Origin of the sequence: Paenibacillus sp. FSL M8-0228, assembly GCF_038007385.1 — a bacterium.
GTDB lineage: Bacteria > Bacillota > Bacilli > Paenibacillales > Paenibacillaceae > Paenibacillus > Paenibacillus polymyxa_D.
Map to the genome: position 1 here is coordinate 5,206,348 of NZ_JBBOXA010000001.1, position 22,346 is coordinate 5,228,693.

The 22,346-nt window shown below is 43.8% G+C and carries 18 protein-coding genes; 6 read left to right on the forward strand and 12 right to left on the reverse strand.

Annotated elements, in window-relative coordinates:
- The first annotated feature begins 202 nt into the window (after positions 1-202).
- Both MKY98_RS23595 and MKY98_RS23600 read left to right on the forward strand, forming a co-directional pair.
- Positions 203-1,030, forward strand: a complete 828-nt coding sequence (locus MKY98_RS23595) for a flagellar motor protein (RefSeq protein WP_069010696.1) — start codon at positions 203-205, stop codon at positions 1,028-1,030.
- Entirely contained in the window at positions 1,014-1,829 is an 816-nt protein-coding gene (locus MKY98_RS23600; RefSeq protein ID WP_069010695.1) for a flagellar motor protein MotB, read from the forward strand. The genes MKY98_RS23595 and MKY98_RS23600 overlap by 17 nt, the downstream gene beginning before the upstream one ends.
- A gap of 235 nt (positions 1,830-2,064) precedes the next feature.
- On the opposite strand, the gene MKY98_RS23605 is transcribed toward MKY98_RS23600, so the two are convergent.
- Together MKY98_RS23605 and MKY98_RS23610 are read right to left on the reverse strand one after the other, a co-directional pair.
- Complete coding sequence (locus MKY98_RS23605; RefSeq protein WP_023990607.1) at positions 2,065-2,292, reverse strand: aspartyl-phosphate phosphatase Spo0E family protein; 228 nt, start codon at positions 2,290-2,292, stop codon at positions 2,065-2,067.
- Positions 2,293-2,589: 297 nt separating this feature from the next.
- Positions 2,590-3,990, reverse strand: coding sequence for a DNA-binding protein (locus MKY98_RS23610; RefSeq protein WP_245231602.1), 1,401 nt, complete (start codon positions 3,988-3,990; stop codon positions 2,590-2,592).
- Between the two features lie 255 nt (positions 3,991-4,245).
- Here MKY98_RS23610 and MKY98_RS23615 point away from each other — a divergent pair, with 255 nt between their 5' ends.
- Complete coding sequence (locus MKY98_RS23615; protein WP_069010693.1) at positions 4,246-4,629, forward strand: helix-turn-helix domain-containing protein; 384 nt, start codon at positions 4,246-4,248, stop codon at positions 4,627-4,629.
- An 89-nt stretch (positions 4,630-4,718) separates the two neighbouring features.
- On the opposite strand, the gene MKY98_RS23620 is transcribed toward MKY98_RS23615, so the two are convergent.
- Positions 4,719-6,116: a helix-turn-helix domain-containing protein gene (locus tag MKY98_RS23620; protein WP_069010692.1), complete on the reverse strand. Its 1,398-nt coding sequence runs from the start codon at positions 6,114-6,116 to the stop codon at positions 4,719-4,721.
- A 296-nt stretch (positions 6,117-6,412) separates the two neighbouring features.
- On the opposite strand from MKY98_RS23620, the gene MKY98_RS23625 reads away from it, so the two are divergent.
- Together MKY98_RS23625 and MKY98_RS23630 are read left to right on the forward strand one after the other, a co-directional pair.
- Positions 6,413-6,988, forward strand: a complete 576-nt coding sequence (locus MKY98_RS23625; protein WP_069010691.1) for an RNA polymerase sigma factor — start codon at positions 6,413-6,415, stop codon at positions 6,986-6,988.
- Positions 6,960-8,096, forward strand: coding sequence for a DUF4179 domain-containing protein (locus MKY98_RS23630; protein WP_069010690.1), 1,137 nt, complete (start codon positions 6,960-6,962; stop codon positions 8,094-8,096). Before MKY98_RS23625 ends, MKY98_RS23630 begins: the two co-directional genes overlap by 29 nt.
- Before the next feature lie 60 nt (positions 8,097-8,156).
- Here MKY98_RS23630 and MKY98_RS23635 read toward each other — a convergent pair whose 3' ends face one another.
- From MKY98_RS23635 to ftsE, 9 genes are all read right to left on the reverse strand, one after another.
- Positions 8,157-8,519, reverse strand: coding sequence for a hypothetical protein (locus MKY98_RS23635; protein ID WP_029514544.1), 363 nt, complete (start codon positions 8,517-8,519; stop codon positions 8,157-8,159).
- Between the two features lie 272 nt (positions 8,520-8,791).
- The gene (locus tag MKY98_RS23640; RefSeq protein ID WP_069010689.1) at positions 8,792-12,856 is read right to left on the reverse strand and encodes a glycosyl hydrolase; all 4,065 of its coding nucleotides are present in this window, start codon (positions 12,854-12,856) and stop codon (positions 8,792-8,794) included.
- A 297-nt stretch (positions 12,857-13,153) separates the two neighbouring features.
- A complete protein-coding gene (locus tag MKY98_RS23645) occupies positions 13,154-13,537 on the reverse strand; it encodes a hypothetical protein (RefSeq protein WP_029514546.1) in 384 nt (127 codons plus the stop codon).
- A gap of 273 nt (positions 13,538-13,810) precedes the next feature.
- Positions 13,811-14,368 carry a class I SAM-dependent methyltransferase gene (locus MKY98_RS23650; protein WP_029514547.1) on the reverse strand — a complete coding sequence of 186 codons (558 nt, stop codon included), beginning with the start codon at positions 14,366-14,368 and terminating at the stop codon, positions 13,811-13,813.
- Between the two features lie 177 nt (positions 14,369-14,545).
- The gene (locus MKY98_RS23655) at positions 14,546-15,862 is read right to left on the reverse strand and encodes a PDZ domain-containing protein (protein ID WP_069010688.1); all 1,317 of its coding nucleotides are present in this window, start codon (positions 15,860-15,862) and stop codon (positions 14,546-14,548) included.
- Positions 15,863-16,027: 165 nt separating this feature from the next.
- A complete protein-coding gene (locus MKY98_RS23660; RefSeq protein ID WP_029514549.1) occupies positions 16,028-17,494 on the reverse strand; it encodes a S41 family peptidase in 1,467 nt (488 codons plus the stop codon).
- A gap of 206 nt (positions 17,495-17,700) precedes the next feature.
- On the reverse strand, positions 17,701-18,984 hold the full coding sequence (locus tag MKY98_RS23665; RefSeq protein WP_029514550.1) for a M23 family metallopeptidase: 1,284 nt from the start codon (positions 18,982-18,984) through the stop codon (positions 17,701-17,703).
- Between the two features lie 83 nt (positions 18,985-19,067).
- Positions 19,068-19,985 carry a permease-like cell division protein FtsX gene (gene ftsX / locus MKY98_RS23670; RefSeq protein WP_013312238.1) on the reverse strand — a complete coding sequence of 306 codons (918 nt, stop codon included), beginning with the start codon at positions 19,983-19,985 and terminating at the stop codon, positions 19,068-19,070.
- Positions 19,975-20,661 carry a cell division ATP-binding protein FtsE gene (ftsE, locus tag MKY98_RS23675; protein WP_023990620.1) on the reverse strand — a complete coding sequence of 229 codons (687 nt, stop codon included), beginning with the start codon at positions 20,659-20,661 and terminating at the stop codon, positions 19,975-19,977. The genes ftsX and ftsE overlap by 11 nt, the downstream gene beginning before the upstream one ends.
- A 224-nt stretch (positions 20,662-20,885) precedes the next feature.
- Here ftsE and MKY98_RS23680 point away from each other — a divergent pair, with 224 nt between their 5' ends.
- Positions 20,886-22,304 carry a VanW family protein gene (locus MKY98_RS23680; protein ID WP_069010687.1) on the forward strand — a complete coding sequence of 473 codons (1,419 nt, stop codon included), beginning with the start codon at positions 20,886-20,888 and terminating at the stop codon, positions 22,302-22,304.
- Positions 22,305-22,346: the final 42 nt, after the last annotated feature.

Consider the following 22,346-nt stretch of genomic DNA (forward strand, 5'->3'; position numbering starts at 1 on the left):
GCATCACCCTTATCGTCTAAAATGGAAACATCATGATTTTACACCAGTCGAGCTTTAACGTCTTTACCTGTAACTCTATGTCGATATTTCCCGAGCAATGATACTTGGGAAATATGGTTGGATAAGAATGTTTGTTCCCGTATTATACCTCTTTCTTACTGCGGATGCAAACGATAAGTCTTGAATAGGAGTGAATTAAATTTTGGATATCACCATCGTATTGGGCATCATCGCAGGAATCATAGCATTAATCGGTGGCTTCTTATGGGAAGGCGGCGAATTTACCGGGCTGCTTCAAGGTACATCGGCTCTCATTGTATTTGGAGGAACTTTCGCCGCAGTTGTGATCAGCTACCCCGCTTCCAAGCTGAAGACGATCCCCACCGCTCTACGGATGGCATTTAGCCGTGAGGAAAATCCTACGGAGCAATATATAGAAGATTTGGTTTCCATGGCTGCCACCTCACGCCGATCCGGTGTGCTTGCGCTAGAGCGTATTTCGTCAGAGCATCCGAATGCATTTTTGCGCGAAGGTCTTCAGTTGGTCATCGACGGCACCGAGCAGGAACAGATCAAACAGATCTTAGAGCTTGAGTTAGATGCCATTGAACACAAACATGAGGGGTACGCCAAAATATTTGAATCCGCAGGCGGTTATGCCCCTACGATGGGGATTATCGGTACTGTCATGGGCCTAATCCATGTACTGGGCAGCCTGACCGAGCCTACTGCGCTTGGTCCGTCCATTGCTGTTGCCTTTATCGCAACCCTATACGGCGTTGCTAGCGCCAATCTGATCTTTCTGCCCATCGCATCCAAAATAAGAGCTGCCAGTGAGAGTGAAATTATCACGATGGATTTGCTGCTGCAAGGTATTCTGGCTATCCAAAACGGAGAGAATCCAAAGCTTGTACGCAAAAAGTTGGAGTTCTTTATCCGCTCAGAGCAAAATATAGATCGCAAACCGCCTCGTCGCTCACGCACTGAGGACGCATCTCCAAAGGAGGACTTCCATGAGAACGCGCGGTAAGCGCCGTGGGGGTCAAGGAGGCGGCGGAGACCATCGTGACCGCTGGATGATTACCTATGCCGATCTAATCACCCTGCTGCTCATATTTTTCGTTGTGATGTATGCCATGAGTAGTTTGGATGCTAAAAAATACGATGTCGTTGTTCAATCCCTTCAGGATACGTTCCACAAGGGAGATTCTATTTTGGAGCAAGGCTCGGGCATTACAGGTACTGCCGATCGTTATACCAGCAAGAATCCACCCGCGACCAAGCAACCAGCAGCCGATAAAAAGGAAGCCGGATCGACAAAGCTTACCGAACGTGAACAAGCATTCCGCACGCAGGAAAAAGAACTGCAAAATTTAATGGGTGTCATTCAAGAATATATTACGGACAACAAACTGGAAAATCAGATTTTTGTGTCAGATCAGCCGCGTGGTATTGTCATTACGCTAAATGACCGCTTTTTATTCGATCAAGGTAGAGCTGCACTCAAGCAAGGCTCTGCCAACACACTATCCAAGTTGGCCAGTCTATTTCGAGATTTGAAAACACCGATTAGCATTGAGGGCCATACGGACAACATTCCGTTCACGCGCTCATCAAACTCATCGACCTACAAGGACAACTGGGAGCTTTCCGGCGCACGGGCACTATCTGTACTCCGATTCTTTCTCGACAGAGAGCAACTTTCACCCACAGGATTTCAGTATGCAGGTTATGCAGATACCCGACCGGTTGGTGACAATAGCACCGAAGCTGGACGACAAAAAAACCGCCGTGTCGAAATCACCGTACTACGCCAACTTCAACAGTAAAACCCAAAAACCTCCTGAGTCACGTAATAACGTGAATCGGGAGGTTTTTTTGATACATATTCATCATTAATACATGGCTTCCGCCTGATGTAGACGCAGAACAATAAACCGTACGAACAACGTGGATAAGAGCAGCGTACGAGATGCAATAGAGATTATCTTGTTTATTCTATATCCCACTATGTATTAGAAGCCCTGGTGAAGTTAGATTCTATCTTGTCATGATGCTTGAAGATTAATAAGATAGGACAAGCTCGTGTTGCTTCTCTTGTATTTGTGAACTTTGGGGGATGCTCTGTTGTCTACGATAGCTATATTTCCAGTCGCTGTATTTATTAAGAAGTCGATCTAACTCCATGGACTTGATTAACACCCGCCGATCCTTCAATCCCACCTCATTCGCCAAATCATTTAGTTCCTTCCGCTTTTCTTCGATGCATTCCTCCAATTGTTTCCATTTCACATCAATAAACCTCCTGTTCGGTGTGGTATTTACATTAGTTTACAAGCTGATACCTTCCCTACAGGTTAAAAATATAATAAAACCCAATTCATCCCTTTAACGGGATGAATCAAAAAACCAGCCTTAACGAGGCTGGTTTCTTGATTCATATCTATTTACTTGGAAAACTCCCTTGGAACTCATCTGGAAGTGAACAGCACTATTGGATTTCACCCACCTCTACCATGACTAGAAACTGAAATATGAGAATTATTACTAACTATAATATCATGGAAAGAAGAAAGAACCCCGATATTACTAACTACTATTAGAGAAAGCAAAAGTGAAAGTAAAACCTTCCTCATCTTTGCACACCTCCTTAATAATAGATTTATAAATCTCAATTTGTCCTTCGTCACATAAAGCTCTATTATTTTCGAATAAAACCATACTTTGGGCGAAACTCTCTACATTTTTAAGAAAGAATGATATCTGTATACATTGTAAATTAGCATTTATTGCATCCTTGTATCTCTTATTTCGTCTATAATAAATGGCTAATTGAAAATTAAAATTATAATAATCATCCATAATTATTACATCCTGAGTATTTCTAAAAATATCAATATATTGGATAAATCGATCCAATATACTGTCAACTGAGAAGAAATTTCTATTAGCCGATTCTAAAATATTTACAAGACCTGGTAATATCTCATCATTATTGTTCTCTAATAAGTTTACATATTGAGGGAGCACAGACGTATCTCCTAATAGTAAATCAAGTGTATAAGAGTTCCCCATAGACCATACCTTAAACTTTTCCACTTCTCTTTTCCCAACGGTGTTTAAACCCTCAAACCAACTTAGATCGGCATACTCAGCAACAATTTTTTTTGCATTCTCATAGTCACCAATTTTTTGTAAGGCATAAGCTTTCATAAGTAATCCTTGCCCATAATATACTACTAAATGTCGTTCGGTCTTTATCGGTACATAATTCCTGTTTTTCCGAGCCCTTCTTTTTTTTTCTTCTTCATATATAATTTTAGATTGTTCCCAAAGCTCATCGCTGTGTGTAATTGTTTCTTGCCATTTATGTAGTGAAGAATATATATTTGTTAGTTGCAACAATCCGTCTAATTGATGGCACTCTGGCAACCGAAAACGAAAAGGTTCAAATCGTATAGCCGCCTTTAAATTTAATTCAGTATTCTCTCCAACTTTTGCACGAAACAATTTATAATGGCTTATCGCCAATCTCTCAGAATGTTGATACTTTTCATTTTCAATGACACATTCATAGAAAGGAATTGCCTCTTGCAGCTTCCCCCCTTCATAAAGCTCCTCTGCCAAAGCAAAGATTGTTGGAATGTGGTTAAGATCTTCCATTAAGCGTGAAAGCACTTTCTCAACACATCGCAGGTTTCCCACTTCAACACAACGAATCAGGAACGGCTTGACCCTTTTCCAATGTGGTCTTCCATCATAAAAACATTCATCCACATACAGATCATATAACCAGCCCTCTGGATAATTAAAGGCTTTGGTAATCAAGTCCATTTGTCTTACAGATATAGGTTTAGGTGGATTTCCGTTAAGCATCGCACTAAATATACCCCGGTTAAGCCCCGTAGCTTGTCCAAAACTATTAAACGTGTAGCCACCTAGTTTTAATTCTTTCTCAATTTCCGAACGAATCGTGGTTGCATTTTCCAATAAAAACACCCCCGGCATATTCAGATGATTTTAAAAAATCACCCTCCTCGACAATCAATTACAATATACTAGAAATTATATGAATAAATTGGATGATGGTCAACCCCTTTTCTACACTGTTTTATTATATTATGGAATTTGATGTTATTAAAATAGTTCTTACAAGAACTAAACGACGAATAATTAAGGTAATTTAATTACCTCCACGCTTAATCTAGCTTTGTCTACACTCATACTATAGGAGTGTGGATGTCTATGGAAACAACGAAACTATTAGGAACAAAAATCCGCCAATTTCGAAAATTGCGGGGTATTACACAAGAACTGTTAGCAGAAGCATCCGATTCAACAGGTTCCTATATCGGCAAGTTAGAGCGCGGTGAGGTCAATGTGCAGATCAAGACACTGGAGAAAATAGCAGAGGCGCTGAACACAAACGTATTTGCATTTTTTGACTACAACCCATATGAAGAACTCAAAAGCCAGCCCTGGATTTGGGAATACATTCATATACTTTCCCAGCAGAATGAAGCGGAACAGAATAAAGCTTATCGTATTTTAAAGGAACTGTTTATTTCTTCAGAGCGTGAGCTTTCTGAAAATAACCCTGATAATTTAAATGGTAATGAAAAAAATTAGATTTCCGAATAGCCTTGCTATTTAAATACCAAATAGGCTATGTTTCTCTACCTAATAATAGTAGTAGGTCACATAGCCTTTTATAAGTTTCAAGAAGTCATTTGCTTAATATTACTTTCAACAGTTTTAAGTACTTTTTCATATTCTGCCCGTTGTTCATGTGTCGAACGGTCTTTGTATTTCTCAAACAACAACGTGATAGACTTGATATAGAAAGCTTTATCATTCAATTGTGAGGATGCTTTGAGACTGTTCAACATACTATCAATCGCCTCGGAGTAATTTCCCTTATTAAAATAATAGCGACTAAGCTCGAGAAAAAAACGGGAACAGTTTACTAGATTATAATTCGTTTTGTAATAGGAAATATTTGTACGTAAGTCTCTGAATTCCTTAATATTCTCAGCAAAATTGATCAAAATATCGTCTACTGTGTAATTGTAGGTATTGGCTGACTCTATTATGGTTAGTAGCCCAAGTAATATTTCCTGAGGATTATTCCTAATTAGTTCCACATAAGCGGGTAAATTAGTCATATCTCCCATTAGAATTTCTAAATTCAAACGGTTTGCCTCTGCCCACATTTCAAATTTCTGTGCTTCTAAAACTCCCACTTCATCTAGCCCTTTAAAAGAAGTCAATTTTTCATAGTAAGGTATAAATTTCATTGCTTCTTCATACAGCCCTTGCTTTTCAAGGGCAACTCCCTGTATTAAGTAGGCTTGACCATAATAGACGATTAGATGTCTTTCTGTATTTAGAGGCTTGATTTCATGTTTTTTCTGCCTAGTTAGAATCTGCTGTTCAAAAATATTTTTGGTGATCTCCTCAAGTTCTTTAGCATATTGTATAGTTATCTCACAATCATCAACCTGGTAGTACACATTTGCCAGCTTTAATAAAGCATCCAGTTGATGATTTTCAGGCAAGTTTCTGCGATATGGAGCAAATTTTATAGCTTGTTGACGATTATTCTCCAGATCTTTGTTTAAAGAGCAAGAAAATAGCCTATATTGGCTGACAGCCAGCCGCTCGGAATGATGATACCTTTCGTTCTCTACCACACACTCGTAAAAAGGGGCAACTTCCTTTTCCTTCCCCCCTTTATGCAGTTCTTCTGCAAACTCAAATACTGTAGACACATAGGATAAGTCCTCCGTTAGTCTCGACAATACCTTTTGAATACACTCCTTCCTCCCCAACTCCACACAACGCAATAAAAAAGGTTTGATCCGTTTCCAGTGCCCTTTCCCCTCGTGAAAGCACTCATCTATGTACAGCTCATACAGCCAGCCTTCTGGATATCCTAATGCCTTAGTAATCAGGTCCATCTGCCGAACGGAGATTGGCTTGGGCGGGTTACTGTTCAGCATGGTACTGAATGTACCACGGTTAATACCAGATATTTTACTAAAGCTGCTAAATGTATATCCCCTTTGCTTGAGTTCGGTCTCTATCGTCGAGCGGATCGTAGGTGTATGTTTCATTTCAATCCCCCTCAATATAGTTGCAGTTATATCGTAAGTCATACTTAACATGTGATTTCGGTCGTAAAAACTTCATTTCATTACAAAATAATTAAAATAGTGAAATATATGGTCTATAAAGTCATTTTATTTTATGATGCCTTAGAAGGAAGCCTTTTTTTTACGAATTCCGTGATAATTGAAAAGTTGAATGAGGTACATCTGGAGAACCATTAAAAACAAACTTCAAGTTTTTTTATTTGAATGTCACAAACGCATACCTTTTTCAGTTATATAGGCAGAAAGGAGGGACGTTAATGGAAAAACTAAATACAGATAATCAAAACGCAGACATTAATCTTGTCATAGAGCAGATCCAAGCAGGCGACAAACAAGCATACACACATATCATACGGCGTTATCAACAACAGATCTTTTTATATTGCTACTATTTACTTAAAAATCGGGAAGAAGCGGAAGATGCTGCTCAAGAAATATTCATTAGAGGGCTAGAACATTTACATCATTTTGTACCTACCGTCTCTTTTTCAGCTTGGCTTTACAAAATCGCTCAAAATCATTGTACTGACCTATTAAAAAGAAACGCTAGAACATTCAAGTCCTTCATTCAGTACAGACTGAATCTAAAGCAACAGCCCATACATGAATATACAAATTTAATTCACGAGTTACTGGACCAGCTAACATTAAAAGATCGCCAGATTTTATTATTACGTTCGCTTGAGGATTACAACTACGAAGAGATTGCTACAATTATGGGACTGAAATCATCCACGATCCGAAAAAGATATGAGCGACTCCGTAAAAAGCTAATTAACTACAATGAAAAGGGAGGAAAACAAATTGAGCATTCATTTAAACCCGGAAGATAAAGAAATCGAGCACTTACAAAAGCTTATTCGGAATACTCCATTACAAGTGGATTTAATAGATAGAACTATGGAACGCTATAGCAATATGAAAACAAGACGTTATAAGCGCTCTAACTCTCGTTCAAAAAGAGTTCGCAATGCCTTTTTCGGAACCTCCGCTGCACTTGTAATGGCGTTTACACTTGTCGTTAGTACTGGATTCATTTCACCAACAATGGCTGCATCCTTAAAACAAGTTCCAGGTATGAATTCTATATTCCAGCTAGCTGGTGATCTTGGTTTACAAACAGCGGACGAAAAAGGGCTACTATCCAAACCAAATCTTAGTGACACTCACGATGGCCTGACTCTCAGCGTACCGGAGGTCATGTTTGATGGAACACGTGTATCCATTGCCCTAGAACGACAAACCACTGATAAAAAATTTACAAATGAAACGGTATCATCACTGATCAACGATGTAATACTTACTATTAATGGAGAAGAAATAAACTCCTATGCACCTGCTAACACTAGCAACTCCATTGATCCTTATACGATACCTGGGAAAAATTCTAATTCAACAATTATACAATTTTCAGATTTACGTAACCAGGGAGGGAAGCCTTTCCCAGATAAGTTTAATTTGACAGTCTCCATGCCTGTCTCCGGCATTAAGCAACCATTTAAAATAGAAATTCCTGTGGAAAAGAACACCAAGAATAACTTGGTTTTTACACCGTCTCTTAAGCGAAAGTATTCAAACATTGACTATACCCTAGAAAAAGTTGAGCTCACACCGATTACAACCAGCATCACTACTCGCATAAAGCTACCTACTAATTCGAAAATTTCGTCACTTCCTTTTTTGGAGTATGAAATTTACGATGATAAAGGAAAACAACTAAAATTTATAAGCAACAACGGTTGGAGTGCTACGGATGGAAACGTTCTGATAACTGATTCACGTTTTGAACCTTTCACCTCTCTCCCCAAATCAATTACTATAAAGGTCGACAAGGTTATCTTAAGAAAAGATGATAAGAGCAAATTTGAATTAGACAAAGATGGAAATCCAAAAATAGAGTATTTCCCTGATCTAGAGATTACTTACCCGATTAATCCATGATAATAAATAAGTGAAGGAAGTGAAGCGTACTTCACCTCCTTCACTGCATATAAGTACTATCTATCTTCTAACATCAAAAGTATAAACTCCAAGCTTGTCTCCATTAGATTTATATGCGGCTACTTGGGCTGTTCCATAACCGATCATCTTAGCTTTATTTCCATGAAGTTCGACAACATCACTTCCATACAAAATCATCCAGTTAGAACCTTCCATAGCATATGAGCTACCTATACCTAATTTAAGTGGGGGAGTATCTTGCTTTGTAATAGGTGGCTTTTCTCCATTGGCAGGACTAAAGGTTACGGTTACTTTTGCTGGAGCTCCAACAGATATTGTTGAACTTACTGGTGAAGCCGAAGCTACTCCCCCTAAAGATAAAGCTAACGCGGAAATTGATAGTGCTAAGATTGCTTTTTTCATTTGTCATTTCTCCTCTTTAATAGTCTTCTTTAAAAGTTCTTAAGCTACTAAACACCTTGCTTTATGTCTGTGGCTACGTTTCTGTTACATTTTCCAACCCCCTTCCTTCTAATTAATTCCATTCTAATTCTTGATATGTTACAAAAAGAATAGAAATAAACATATCATTTCATTTTTTACAAAATAATCATATAGATGGCTTCTCGTATAAAAAAATGAGCAGGTAGGATACAAATCCCCCTGCTCATTTCAGCGATAGTATTTATATCATTTTAATTAGCTGTCGGTTCGGTTCCCCAAACAAGTACCCCATTATGATACAACGTAGCTTTCGTATGATCGGCGAATGAAGTTTGCGTGCCTTTATACGAGTAATCGTCACTTTCGTTATAGTTCGACCAGTCTGTTTTATGAATACGAGTTTGAATTCCGCCCGTGCTTCCTCTAGGTGCTAACACGCCTGCATCCGAGTTGAAGCTGACTTCCAAATAATAATCAGCTCCGGTTGCAGCTTTATCCATTTTAACCAACTTACCATTCAGCTTCGAGCAGCTCAGCGTCGCATAGTCGCAGTTGAATGTCTGCGCGCGCTCGCCGTCGATCGTGTAGTAGTAGCGAATTTTCAACTCGTTGATCGGTACGGAGGCTGTACCTTTGTTTACAATTTGGAAATGCGGGTTCAAGTGATTGTCGTTCACATTTGTATCCGCTGTGCGATACTGGAGCACCAATCCCGTTGTCGGCTGCTGAGTATCCGCTTTCGGCGCTGCGCTAGCCGTGTTCGAAACCGTTTGACCTGCATCGTTCTTCGCTACGACTTGGTAATAGTACATCGTGTCTGCCGTTACGGCTATGTCGGTGTAGCTGCTTCCGTATACATCGCTCGCTACTGTGGCGAAAGCGCCGTTTTCAGCCGTCGAACGCTTCACTTCATAGCTTGCCGCATTCGCCGATGCTGTCCAGCTCAGCTTTACTTTCGCCGTTTCGCCCGCGGCGTTCAGCGTGAAGCTGCCCGGTACTGATGGCTGCTCGGTAATGCCATACGTTTTTAGGTTAGTCGGGAGCTTTTCAAGCGTAATGACATTCGGATGATTATACACTTTTTTCAAATGCTCAAGGCTGTTTTGTTTGCCGTCTCTCAGAAAATCTCCATACCATGTAGCGAACCAGCTCCAATGGGCTTGATACGCCTTCATCAGATCAGGGTCCGGGATAGGTCCGTTTTCGCTCATGGCAACTAACTTTTTGTCCTTGCTCAATGTAACAAGGTCTTCGTATTTTGCAATTTGTGGACTATAGTCGCCTGCTTGCGGATAAGAGTCAAAGCTTAAAATATCCACATACTCGTCTCCCGGATACCAATCCGGAGCAACAGAGTTCCAGACCCAGATCAGATTGTTCAATTTGTGTACATGAGTCAAACGGTCGTGCATCAAAATATACAATTTTTTAACAGGCTCAGGACCTTTAGCGCCCCACCAGAACCATTTGCCTTCCGCTTCGTGCAAAGGACGGAACAGGACAGGAACTTTCGCATCCTGCAACTTCTTCAATTGCCCTGCAATCACATCGATGTCGCGAATAAGCAATTTATAATCTTCAGACTCTGGATGATTCATCGCATATTCAATATCGAATGTGGTCGAATCGGCATAGAAACCTCTCCACCATTCTTTTCCCTGCGTATCAATAAGCCCTTTCGGCGCGTTCCAGTGCCATGCAAAGGTAACAATGCCCCCTTGCTTATCCCATTCAATCGCTTTTTCCGCCTCTGTGGAACTAAGACCGTGTTCCGCTCTGCTTGGCGAATAGTCGATCAGGTCAAGCGCTGCAATCGCCGGCTTTTTACCTACATTGGCTTGAAGCCAATCAATTTCGGCTATTTCCTCTTGACCGGAAAGCATATTCTTCCCGTATTGATCAACCAGGTAGTTCATCAATGCTCTTGCTTCTACCGTCGCATTCGGATTGGTGAGCGTTTTGGTTACCGCATGGGGTGGGCGGTCAGCAGCTGGCTCCAGCTTGACGTAGTCGATATCATACCAGCCCCAGCCTGCTTCAAAACCGATCGTATTCGCACCTGCATTCAACAACACCTTGCCTCCGGAAGTTTCTTTAAAATCAGCCGTTTTCTTAAGTACCAGCTCGCCAAATGCTTTGCCGTTTAATGAGAAATTCGTGCGTTTGTCATCATGAGGAGAACGGTAGCCGATGGTAAGATTGTACAAGCCTGCCGCCTCTGCCTGGATCTTCATCGTCAGGGAATCCCCTGCATTGTGAAAATTAGTTACATAACCAGTACCGGAGAAGCCGGTCCCGCTGGACTCCACAATGGTTCCCTTCAGCGTGCCCTCTTCGGCTTCATAGCGATTGGATCCGTCTACAGGCGCTCGAGGAACCGCTTTCAAAACATTGGATTCGCTTATTCCCGCCTTTGTTTTTGCGGTTATTTTATAATAATAAGAAGTGCCGTTCGTTACGTTGGTATCTGTATAAGACGTTTCGACCAAGTTGGATGCTACAGCAGTAAAAGGACCGTTTTCATACGTAGCCCGCTGTACACTGTACCCTACAGCTCCGCTGGAAGCGTCCCAGGATAAATCGACTTTCCCATCGCCAGCCTCAGCCCTCAGCGCAAAGCTTTCAGGACCTTCCACAGGTGGCACAGACGTATCATTGCCAGCAGTCAAGACGATATGATAAGCCGTCAATGGTGGTACTGTATAGGTAAAGCGGTTGCCTGAAATTTGCGTGATTGGTGCGGATTCCTTAATTTGCGAGCTATTTTTGTCGAAGCCCCATACTTTACCGGAACCGTAAGTCGTCTCGCCGGAAAGATCAAATTGGGCGTCGAATGCGCTGTCCATGCTTTTATTCATGACAACGAGGTGCAGTTCTTTGTAGGATGCATCTGTTACAGAAGCATGCACCGAGCTATTAACAATATCCGACGTTTGCGCGTTAACGCTGATATCACCGAAAGTAGAGCTTTTTCCGTCATAATTGCGATAAAGCTTGTAAGCGGCACTAACGTAGTTGTTGGCACCCTCCTTTAACTTCCAGTAGTTTGCCATATAAACGTCGTTTTTGCCCAAGATGCCCAACACATCGGCCATAGCGATACCGCCAGAAATATCATTTTCGCCGCCATAGCTATACTCAGTCAAAGCCAGCTTGGTTCCCGGGTAATACTTATCCACCGACTGCTTTAATCGAGGCAATAAAGGCAAGAATTCACTGTTCCATTGAGCGATCCAGCTATCTTCCTTGTAGGTCGGATCCCACAAAGTACGAGGCGCCTGCATTCTGGCTTTCTTCGTTTCGTCATTGCCTACCTCATTCGTAATTCGTATGCCTCCGCCCATCGCTTCGGGATACCAGTGGACGTCGAAAACATCCAGCAATCTCTTGCCTTCAGCTTGCGAGCTAAGGCGCATTTGATCCAGGTAATAGTCCACGAACCAGCTGTAGTTGCCTTTTACAGAGTTCCAATCAGGTGCGGTTTGAAGATCTGTATAGGCGCCAAAACCGTAAAGAACGGGCCCAAAAATTTCCGCACCCGCGTCAACCGCTTTAACAGCTTTGGATAAACTTACCGACCGGTCTACCAACTCTTTGGCTCCGACCTTTTCACCATGAATGCGCGGATGCGTGTGCGACCAGAGAGCGGGTTCATTGTCGAGCGCATATCCTTTCACGCCCGTCTTTGTTGAAGCAACGCCGTACTTTTTCACTAAAAAGTTGACGAATTCATCCGCATAAACCTGATTGTCATTCAGATCAGGCTGTAGTTGAAACGGCGCATTTTTAGCGTTTACGACCTGATTCCAACGAGCAGAAGGGGCCTTTTCACTTTCCTGCACACTTCCGTTTCCATCCTTGGCCACATAACCAGCCATCGGCAGCGTGACTAAAGAATATGTGCCCTGCTTCAGCGATTGATCGTGAAACGAGGTTGCCACCGCACCTGGCTTTTCACATTCGGCTTTTGTCAATCCGGCGTTGTCGCATAAATAGCTATCGCTGGACTGCATCCAGTCACTTCCTGCATTGGACATATTGTTTTCCCAGTTATATCCGGTCATTCGATTGCCACCAAGTCGTCTGGCAGTCAGATTCTCATCGCCTGTCAATTCCTGATTCGTACCGTAAATATAAGGGCTAATCGGCTTACGATCCTTGGATGTATCGACTTTAATGGTAACGGTCTTTGCCGTTTGACCGTGAACTACAGTTGGAGTCGGTAGAGCCCCCCCTACTATAATCGTGCATGCCATGACGACCGGCAGCCATTTGGAACGTTTGGACCAAATACCACTACTATTTTTCTCCTTCATGCCGCTTTCCTCCTTTAAGTTTGAAAAGAGCGGCACCCATACGAGTGCCGCTCTACAAGGCTTTAAGGCTCCTGATTCCAAACGAGTTTATCGTTCTGGTACAGCGTCATATCCCTGCTTGAAATGTTCCAGCCGAAGACAACACCCTCTTTCTTTGAAACTGGATTTATAATATTACCTTAACACAAAGGTATATTGACATTTTTAACTATTGTTTTAATTAGCTAGTATTAATTTCTTAAATAACCATATTGCTTGAGTATCCCAATAGCTCTTGCTTATCCACACTCGTCTTTCCTACCGTACTTTATCCTTTTGAATAAGCTTATAATAGATGCGCGCAGGCTCTGATTCTCCAGTGGATAAAATGTATTCTGCCAAAGGTGCGCACAGCTTTTGGAGGTAAAAGGAGTATAGTAGCTCGGCCGTGTCAAAATGGATTTTCAACACCTGCTTCATCAAACCTTCGAATTTGGAGTAATCCAGTTCTTCCGGGGTAATATCAAACGGGTACTCAGGAAAGGTTTTTTTCTGAATTTCAACAAACTGCTCCCTAAGCTTCGGTTGATTGCCTGAACGGGCAGCCGAGAAATTCATCATAAAAAAAGATACAAAGTCCGTCTCACGATCACTTAACTTATAGTACTCACACCAACGCATGAATATCAGTGGTTTTACCATATATAAATCTCCTTTAACAAAAGTTCAGATTTATCATGAATCTTACAAAAATCTAGTGGGTTCCATCTTATGTAATATATAGGTTAAGCCCCATTTTAAAATATGATTCCTTAAATGAATTTTGCTTTTTAACATATCCCCTTCTTATATATCTATGAAAGTGGACAACAAAAAAAGACCGTTTCAGTATCTTAATGACGCTGACCAAGTCTTCTCATAATCATCCGTATAATCGCATTCGTATTTATTCTAATCTTCTACATAGCTGCAAGGTTACAGGCTGCACGTGAACACATAAGCGGGCGGGACATTGCAGTTTACCTTTTTAATCTGAATGTCAGCAAAAAAGGTGCGGAAAAAATTGTGTTTGACCTTGCTGTACTGGAACGTAATAAATTTGCCTTCCTGGCCCAAAACCTCAGCCGTTTGTCCCAAAATAAGGCTAGATAACGCGCCTGGCAGGCTGGTGAAAGGGAGCCCTGATACGACATAATCCACTTTTGGAACCTCATACTGTCGTATATACTGCGCTACATGCTCAGCCGATCCATGAATGATGTGTACCTTCTCCAAGTGTCCGTACTTGCTTTGTAGCGTTTTGTAAAACGATTCATTAGCTTCAATCACTAAAAGTAGCGTTTCTGGACGCTTGTTCAAAATCAGCTCTTGCGTAAACACACCGGTCCCTGCACCATATTCAATAATGCACGATGCTTTGTCAAAGTAAATCGGTGTGGCAATTTGTTTGGCCAACTGTCTTGAGCTGGGTATAACAGCGCCTACGCTGCGTGGATGCCTGATGTACTCTCGAATAAAGTGAATCGCGTTCATCTTTTCCTCTCCCTGCTTGACACACATGATAGACATTCGGTTCATCGACGCTTCTTATTACATATTCATTGTATACCGATCAGAATATTGATTTCAAGCAGGCTACTGTCGGCATATAAAAAGAGCGTAGCCTTATTCGACTCTAATCAAATAATGACTACCCTCTTAGTGTAACATCTATTTGTTCATGGTATCCAACTGTGTACCCTCTGCCTGCGATGCCTGTCCAGCTTTACGTCGCCGTGCGCCTATATGCATGGCAACAATCCGATAGATGGAGGCCGGCTGTAGGGATACGGCCCAGCTCGCGTCTGCATCTGGTGCAAGCACGACCCCTAGCTGGTGATGATCGCCATCGTACATGCCTCGCTGCACAAACTTGCTCTCGCCTTGCAGATTGCGTACTTCCAGCTTGCAAAAGGCAGAATTGATCCGCAAGGCCTGGTGTAACTCGGCACGGGTATTCACAATAACTCCATTCACGCGGTAAATGGCCTCGCCCGGCAGTATGCCCATGGCTGTCGCCGGACTGTCTGGCAGCACAGCGAGCACACGCATCCCTTGCTCCGGATGGACAAACATCGGGCTAAGACGACTTTCCTCCATATTACCATACCAGATCAGTGCCTCATGAGCCAGAAAAGAGAATAACGCTGCTAACAATATCAGCGGACTCCACCATGCAGCCAGCAAGCTCAGCAGAAGTAAAGCCACACTGTACAGAAGCAAGCGGTTCGAAGTGAGTACCGCCTTCTGTCGTGGTAGCTGGCCTAGCGTCACGCTGCTGAAGCCCATCAGGACTGGTAAGGCTGCCAGCATATACCCGGTTCCGGCATCGCCGCCGAATAACGGTGTCCAGGGAAGCATGAATCCTCCCTGAGTGGGTACCAGCAATAACAACGGAATGGGCCAGAGATCTTCCATCCGATAGCCGCCAACCAATCTCCCCCGTTTGCCCTCGACAAACAGTGGAGTGGCAGCTTTCCCCCCTTGCCAGCGAACCAACAGCGCCTCAGCCACATGCAGCACGGCGACCAACACCAACAGTGCTGGAATATCCAATCCGCGGATAGCCGTTACTGAAGTTCCAAGCGCTCCCACAGGTTGCCAGCCACTGGCCACATTTAGGAAAAATTGAACCACACCTAGCAGACCTACCGAATAAGCGAGACACAGGTAACGGACGCGTACCAGCATGAGCAGTAATGTTGCTACCCACAGGCACACGATGGAAGCCGGGTTCAGATGCACGCTGACGAACATTCCCAGAGCGGATAGCGCCATTCCAGCAAGCAAACCACTCCATACGACACGCCAGGTCTCTGAGGCCCAGCTATGCATTTTAGTATGAAATAGCTTGCGCTCCAGCAGCATTTGCCGACGATAACCAAGTGCGACAATGAGTATTGAGATATAATAAAACGGCTGCATAAGCAGGTATAAGCAAGCATTCAAGACGCTCCATCCCCATTGTAATGCCCATTCCAAGTCCATTCACACTCCCTTATGCCCCTGGCCCGCTGTATAGCGGATCACGTACACTTCATATCCATTTATTCTATATGAAATTGCCAACGTAGGGAAGACAAACCGACAGACTGCAAATAAATCCCAATATAAAAGGAGGCTGTTTCCAGCCCCCTTGTTGTAGCCTCACTATTATTTCGCTACGCTTGTCTTCATTTCCTTCCGAATCTCTTCAATCCCCTGCTTGAGTTGATTATCATTTTTCGGATCACGAATTTTCTCAATCAGCTTGGCTTCCATCGCTGCTGCTGTCTTCGCATCAATGATGCCACTAGCCGTCAGCTTCGCTTGTTTTTGAAAAGCAATAACAGAGCTTTCAGTTACTTTGTCAAAATAGCCATCCTCGCGACCTGGTTTGTAACCCAAACCTTGCAGAATGATTTGTGCATTTTTCACATCACTGCTATTCATATTGTATTTCAAGGACTTTTCCTTGTTCAGCGGTGCTGCTGTGAAGTATTCAGGCTGTTCCACCGCGATGTTCGGCTTAATCCCTTTTTTATGAATCCACGTTCCATTTGGCGTTAACCATTTGGCAATCGTGATTTTGAGCAGGCTACCGTCACCCATTTGCTTGTCATAGCTGGTTTGTACAGTACCTTTACCAAAGGAGTTTTCCCCGATCAACACAGCACCTGCTGATTGCTGGAGAGCACCTGCCAGAATTTCGGACGCACTTGCGCTACCTTTATTCATTAGCAAAGTCACAGGGTAATTTTTACGTGAACCTTTGGATTTCTCTTCTTCACGCTTCTGATTCTTGTCTTCCACTTGTACAATCGTTTTGCCGGAAGGTACAAATTGCTGCGCAATCTCAATGACCACGGAAAGCACGCCGCCCGGGTTATTACGCACGTCAATGACGAGCCCTTTTAGCCCTTGCTTCTCGAGCTTCGCCAACTCTTCCTTGAATCGTTCTGCTGTATTCAAGGAGAACTGGGTGATCGTGATGACGCCTACACCGTCGCTTTCCATATGAGCTGTTACAGTTTCCATATCAATATTGTCACGGGTAATCGTGTATTCGAGCGGATCAGGAGAGCCACTGCGCTGAATTTTGACTTTCGCCTGACTGCCTTTAGGTCCACGGATTTTGGAAACGGCCTTGTTCAGATCCAATCCGTCCAGTGTTTCACCATTAACAGACAAAATAATATCCTTAGAGCGTAGCCCTGCCTTTTCAGCCGGCGAGCCTTTAATTGGCGTGACTACAACTACTTTTCCGTTTTCAGCCGCTACTTCAGCTCCGATCCCGGTAAAAGAGCCTTCTATAGATTGCTCGAACTGTTGTGCAGTTTCTTTACCCATATAAGAGGAATACGGGTCGCCGAGCGACTCCATCATACCATTGATGGCGCCATCCACCAGCTTGGTACGATCCACATCCTGATAATATTGTCCCTGAATCAGGTCCATCGCCGTCTCGATTTTGCGGATATCACTTCTGGAGGTAGAACTGCTACCTGTCACACTCGCCAGCAGTCCTTCGCCCAGAGCGCTGTTCCCTACTGTAGTCGTTCCAGTATAGGCAAAAGTGAGCAGACTGCCGCCAAGCAGCCCGATCACCATCAAGAGTATCGCTGTACTTTTTTTCAACATCTAATCGTCCACCGCCTTCTCGTTATCTTGTATCCTATTGCCTTACAACGCATATCCATCCACGAAGTATACGTCTAGCTTGTACGGAATATGTTAATTGTATCCTACTCCGTGTCTCAATGCACATGTTCTTCATCGGATATTAACCATTACAGCAAAGCCCTATCTACAACCGTAATGGCTATAAATAGGGCTTACCTTATTTACTATAAATAGTTCATCGGATTTACAGGTTTGTTATTTTCGCGCACCTCAAAATGACAGTGAGGTCCCGTGGAATTGCCCGTCGAACCAACTTCTGCAATTTTTTGACCACGTTTCACAGTCTGCCCCGTATGAACCACCGTACCGCCATTGCGAATGTGTCCGTATAGGGTCCATAGTCCGTCTCCATGGTCAATTACAACTGTGTTTCCATAACCACTCCACCACTCGGCAACAATGACAACACCGTCTTCAGCTGCATGAATATCAGTTCCCTGCGGAGCCGCCATATCAATACCTGTGTGGCCTTTAAGCTTGCCAGTAATCGGATGTACCCGCATGCCAAAAGTAGATGAGAGTCTGTAATGAGATACAGGTAAAGCCAACGTACCTGATCCACCCGTATACGTACTGGCTGCCGCATGGCTGGAATTCGAGGCAGCGCCTGAGGAAGAAGATGCATATCGTTTGGCTTCAGCCGCACGTGCAGCCGCTCTGGCGCGTGCTGCTTTGGCAGCCTGCTCCGCTCTGAGCTTGTTCTTCTCCTGCACCAGACCCACACGTTTGTTCGCGAGGGCTACCAGCATGTCATTTTGCTCTTCGCTGATTTCATCTGACTCCGCAATATCATGATCGTAATTAGAAATCAGTCTTTGCTTCTCTTTCTCCTTCGAATTCAGTTCTGCTTTGGCGCCCTGCTTGAGCGCATACAGCTTCTTGGCATTTTTATATTCCGTATCCAGCTGCTTCTTCTTACTTACGACCAGAGCCTTGTCCTTTTTATGCTCGTCCAACAGGATTTGATCCTGCTCCACGATCGTTTTCAGGGAATCTACCCGGCTAAGAAAGTCACTAAAACTGGACGAAGACATCAGCACGTCCATATATGAGACGGTTCCATCCGTATACATCAAACGCACACGAGTTTCCAGCATTTTTTCCCGTGACTGGATACGATCAATGGCCTCAGCTAAATCTTTTTTAGTCGCACGCAGATTATCTTCCGTTTGATCAATCTGAACCGCAACACGAGTCAGCTGATCACTGACACTGTTAATCTGAGCAAGCACAATTTTTAGGTTTTGCACGGTTTTATTTTTGTAATGTTGGGCATACTGTTTATCTTGAGCAGCCTTTTCCTGTTGTTGCTTGGCAGATTGGGCCTGCTTTTCCAATTTGTTCAGCTGCGAATTGATCTCACTCATGCTTTTGGCATATCCGTCAGAAGGCTGGATTAGCAATGCGGCTACCAAGGTAGCGGCCAACACAGATCCTGTTTTTTTCAACTTGCACTCCCCATCCTTTATCGCAAAATAACACCGGGCTTCCCCGTTCTATTAAATCGACCACGACGTCCATCCAGCGCTTCTTATACTTTTAAGAACTTGCGCATGGACAGGGTACTGCCAACAATTCCGACCAGCATCCCCAAAATAATCAGCAATGCACTCAACTGAATCCAAATCCCTTCAAGTGGCATAAGCTTCAACATATTCAGAGCTATATCACCCTGTACGGCTGTGAGCAAACGCTGATAGCCAGTAAATAAAATACCTACGGTAATCAAGGAACCAATGAGACCAATAAGCGCTCCTTCAATAAAAAACGGCCATCGTATAAAAAAGTTGGTCGCACCGACCAGCTTCATAATGCCAATCTCTCTTCGTCGTGCCAATATGGTCACGCGAATCGTATTCGAGATGAGGAACATGGACATGATCGCCAGTCCGGCGACGAATATAAAGCCTACATTACGAATGAGCTTCGTAATCGTAAAGAGCGTCTCTACGGTGCCTTTTCCATAACGAACCTTTAAAATCGGTTTCTCTGGATGCAACGTATTCAGCTTCTCAATCTTTTCGGCCACAAATGGAACCGTTGTTGGTTCAATAACCTCTACCACAATTTTGTCCGGCAGTGGATTGCTGTCCTTGTCAAAACCCTCCAGCAGCTCCTTGCCGCTGTCACCCAAATCTTTGCGCAGCTCTTCCAAACCCTGAGCTTTAGTCACAAAGGTCGTTTTGCTGATTTCCGGCATCGCCGCGATTTCCTTTTGCAGTGTTTCACGCATGTTCTGCTCTACATTCAGCTCCAGAAATACGTTAACCTCCACCTGACTATCTGCCTGATCAGCCAGGGAATTGACGTTGAGCACCAGCATGATAAATACGCCCAATATGAGCAGTGACACAATAATCGAGGTGACGGATGCCACGGACATCCAGCCATTGCGGAATATGTTTTTGAAACCTTCCCGCACATGACGCAAGAAGGTGTTAAAAGTCATATCCGTACTCCCCTCTTACCTGATCCCTTACGATGTTGCCATTTTCAATGGCAATCACGCGTTTACGCATAGAGTTCACGATGTCCTTATTGTGGGTCGCCATCACAATGGTCGTGCCTCGAAAATTAATTTCGTCCAGCAACTGCATGATCTCCCACGATGTTTCCGGGTCCAGATTTCCCGTAGGTTCATCGGCAATGATCACGGAAGGATTGTTTACGATGGCCCGTGCAATCGCTACACGCTGTTGCTCCCCACCGGAAAGCTGGGCAGGCTCACGATTCATTTTTGTTTTCAAGCCAACCAGTTCAAGCACTTCGGGTACCCGTTTGCGAATCAGCTTCTTGGGAGCTTCAATAACTTCCATAGCAAAAGCCACATTCTCATAAGCCGTCAAACGCGGCAAAAGTCGGAAATCCTGAAAAATGACTCCGATGTTACGACGAACGTAGGGAATTTTACGCTGCTTGAGCTTCCCGATATTAAAACCATTGACTGAAATTTGCCCCTTGGTAGGTACTTCTTCTCTATAAATAAGCTTCATAAAAGTCGATTTCCCCGCTCCAGACGGGCCGACTACGTATACAAATTCATTGCGGTCAATTCTGACCGATACTCCTTGAAGTGCGTGGGTTCCGTTAGTATAGGTCTTCCACACATCCTGCATTTCAATCACTCGATCACTTCCCGTTGCTTAATCATATTACGCATAACCTAATATCCATTCGACATATTCCATGCATTTCCTTTAAAAACTTCTCTATTTCATCATACCGTTTATCATTGTAACAAATTTGTTACCTAAATAGTACCGAAAGTTTTCTGCTTTTGGCACATATATATGAATATTATGGCACACGAGTACGCTATCAAGCTTATCAGACAGGAGACATCTGCATTATGAAAAAAATTCATTTATCTGTCATTTGGATATGGTCTGGTGTTCTGGCGCTAGCCATGTTGTGGGGAGGACTTCATCTGTACGCCGACAGACAAACACTGCCGGAGGGAGTGAGGGTCGGAGGAATTAACGTAGGAAGCATGGATCACACAGCCGCTCTTCGGCTGGTGGATAAAAAATTGGATGCATTGAAGCAACGTCCACTACTTCTGACGGACAGTGACAGCAGTGCACAGGATATAAAAATTACACTCGGGGAAGCAGGAATTCATTATAAAGCGGAGGCATTTCGGAATGCCGTGACGGCACTCAGCTCGGAGCATCTATGGACTCGTGTGCAGACACGTTTTAGCTTCGAAAAGGAATGGTCTATCACATCTTTCCGACAGGAGGAGATATTAAGGGCCCAATTCGGAGCCGATTGGGAGGAGCAACGATATGGCATGCCTATCAATGCTGTGCGACAGATTGACGGGAATGATCAGGTTCGTTATATTCCGGGGCGCTCTGCCCGACGCCTAGATTGGCCCAGATTGGACGCCGCACTAGATAAGGCGCTGCCCAAGGATTTTACCGCTTCGGAAGAGCCCGTACGAGTGGAATTACCTTTCCGTCAGCTGGAACCGAAAATTTCGGTGGACAGTCTACGTAACGAAGGGATTGAGCGCAAAATTGTCCAGTTCTCCACCAGTCTGGGCAGCAGCTCGGAAGGACGCGTGTACAACGTTAACTCAGCGGCAAGCACCGTTGATGGTTTAATTCTCAAGCCGGGTGACATTTTTGACTATGGCCAATTGATTGCCAAGGCTGAGCGCACTCATGGCTTTCGTGAAGCTCCAGTGATCGTGAACGGTCAGTTGGAGTCCGGTATAGGCGGGGGGATTTGTCAGGTATCCAGCACGGTGTATAATGCAGCGCTGCGAGTCGGTTTGGACATTGTTGAGCGCCGCAACCATTCCTTGCCGGTCAGCTATCTGCCCAAAGGTCAGGATGCGACTTTCGCTACGGGGTCCATTAATTTCCGTTTTAAAAACAATACAGGCAAGCATTTGTTACTTCGTGCGGCTGTCCAAAACCGAACACTTATTGTTAAATTTTTTGGTACATTTCCGTCCAATGTTTCGTATGAACTGGAATCCCATACGGTTCGCGTACTTCCCATACCGGAGAAGAGGCTGCGTAATGACTCACTTTCCCCTGGCTTCTATCAAGTACTTCGGCAGGGCAAAGAAGGGTATGTGGTAGAAACATTTCGGGTAAAAAAGGTAGACGGAAAAGCCGTAGATCGCACCCGAATCAGCCGCGATACGTATCGAGCGCAGCAACGCATTATAGCTAGTTATGGCGGTGGCACATCGTCTGAGCCACAAACACGTGAACCCGAGAAGTCTATTGTCGAGGATGGTATAAGCGAATAAACGAAAAACCCCCCTTCCATTGTCGGCTGGACTTGTTCCAGA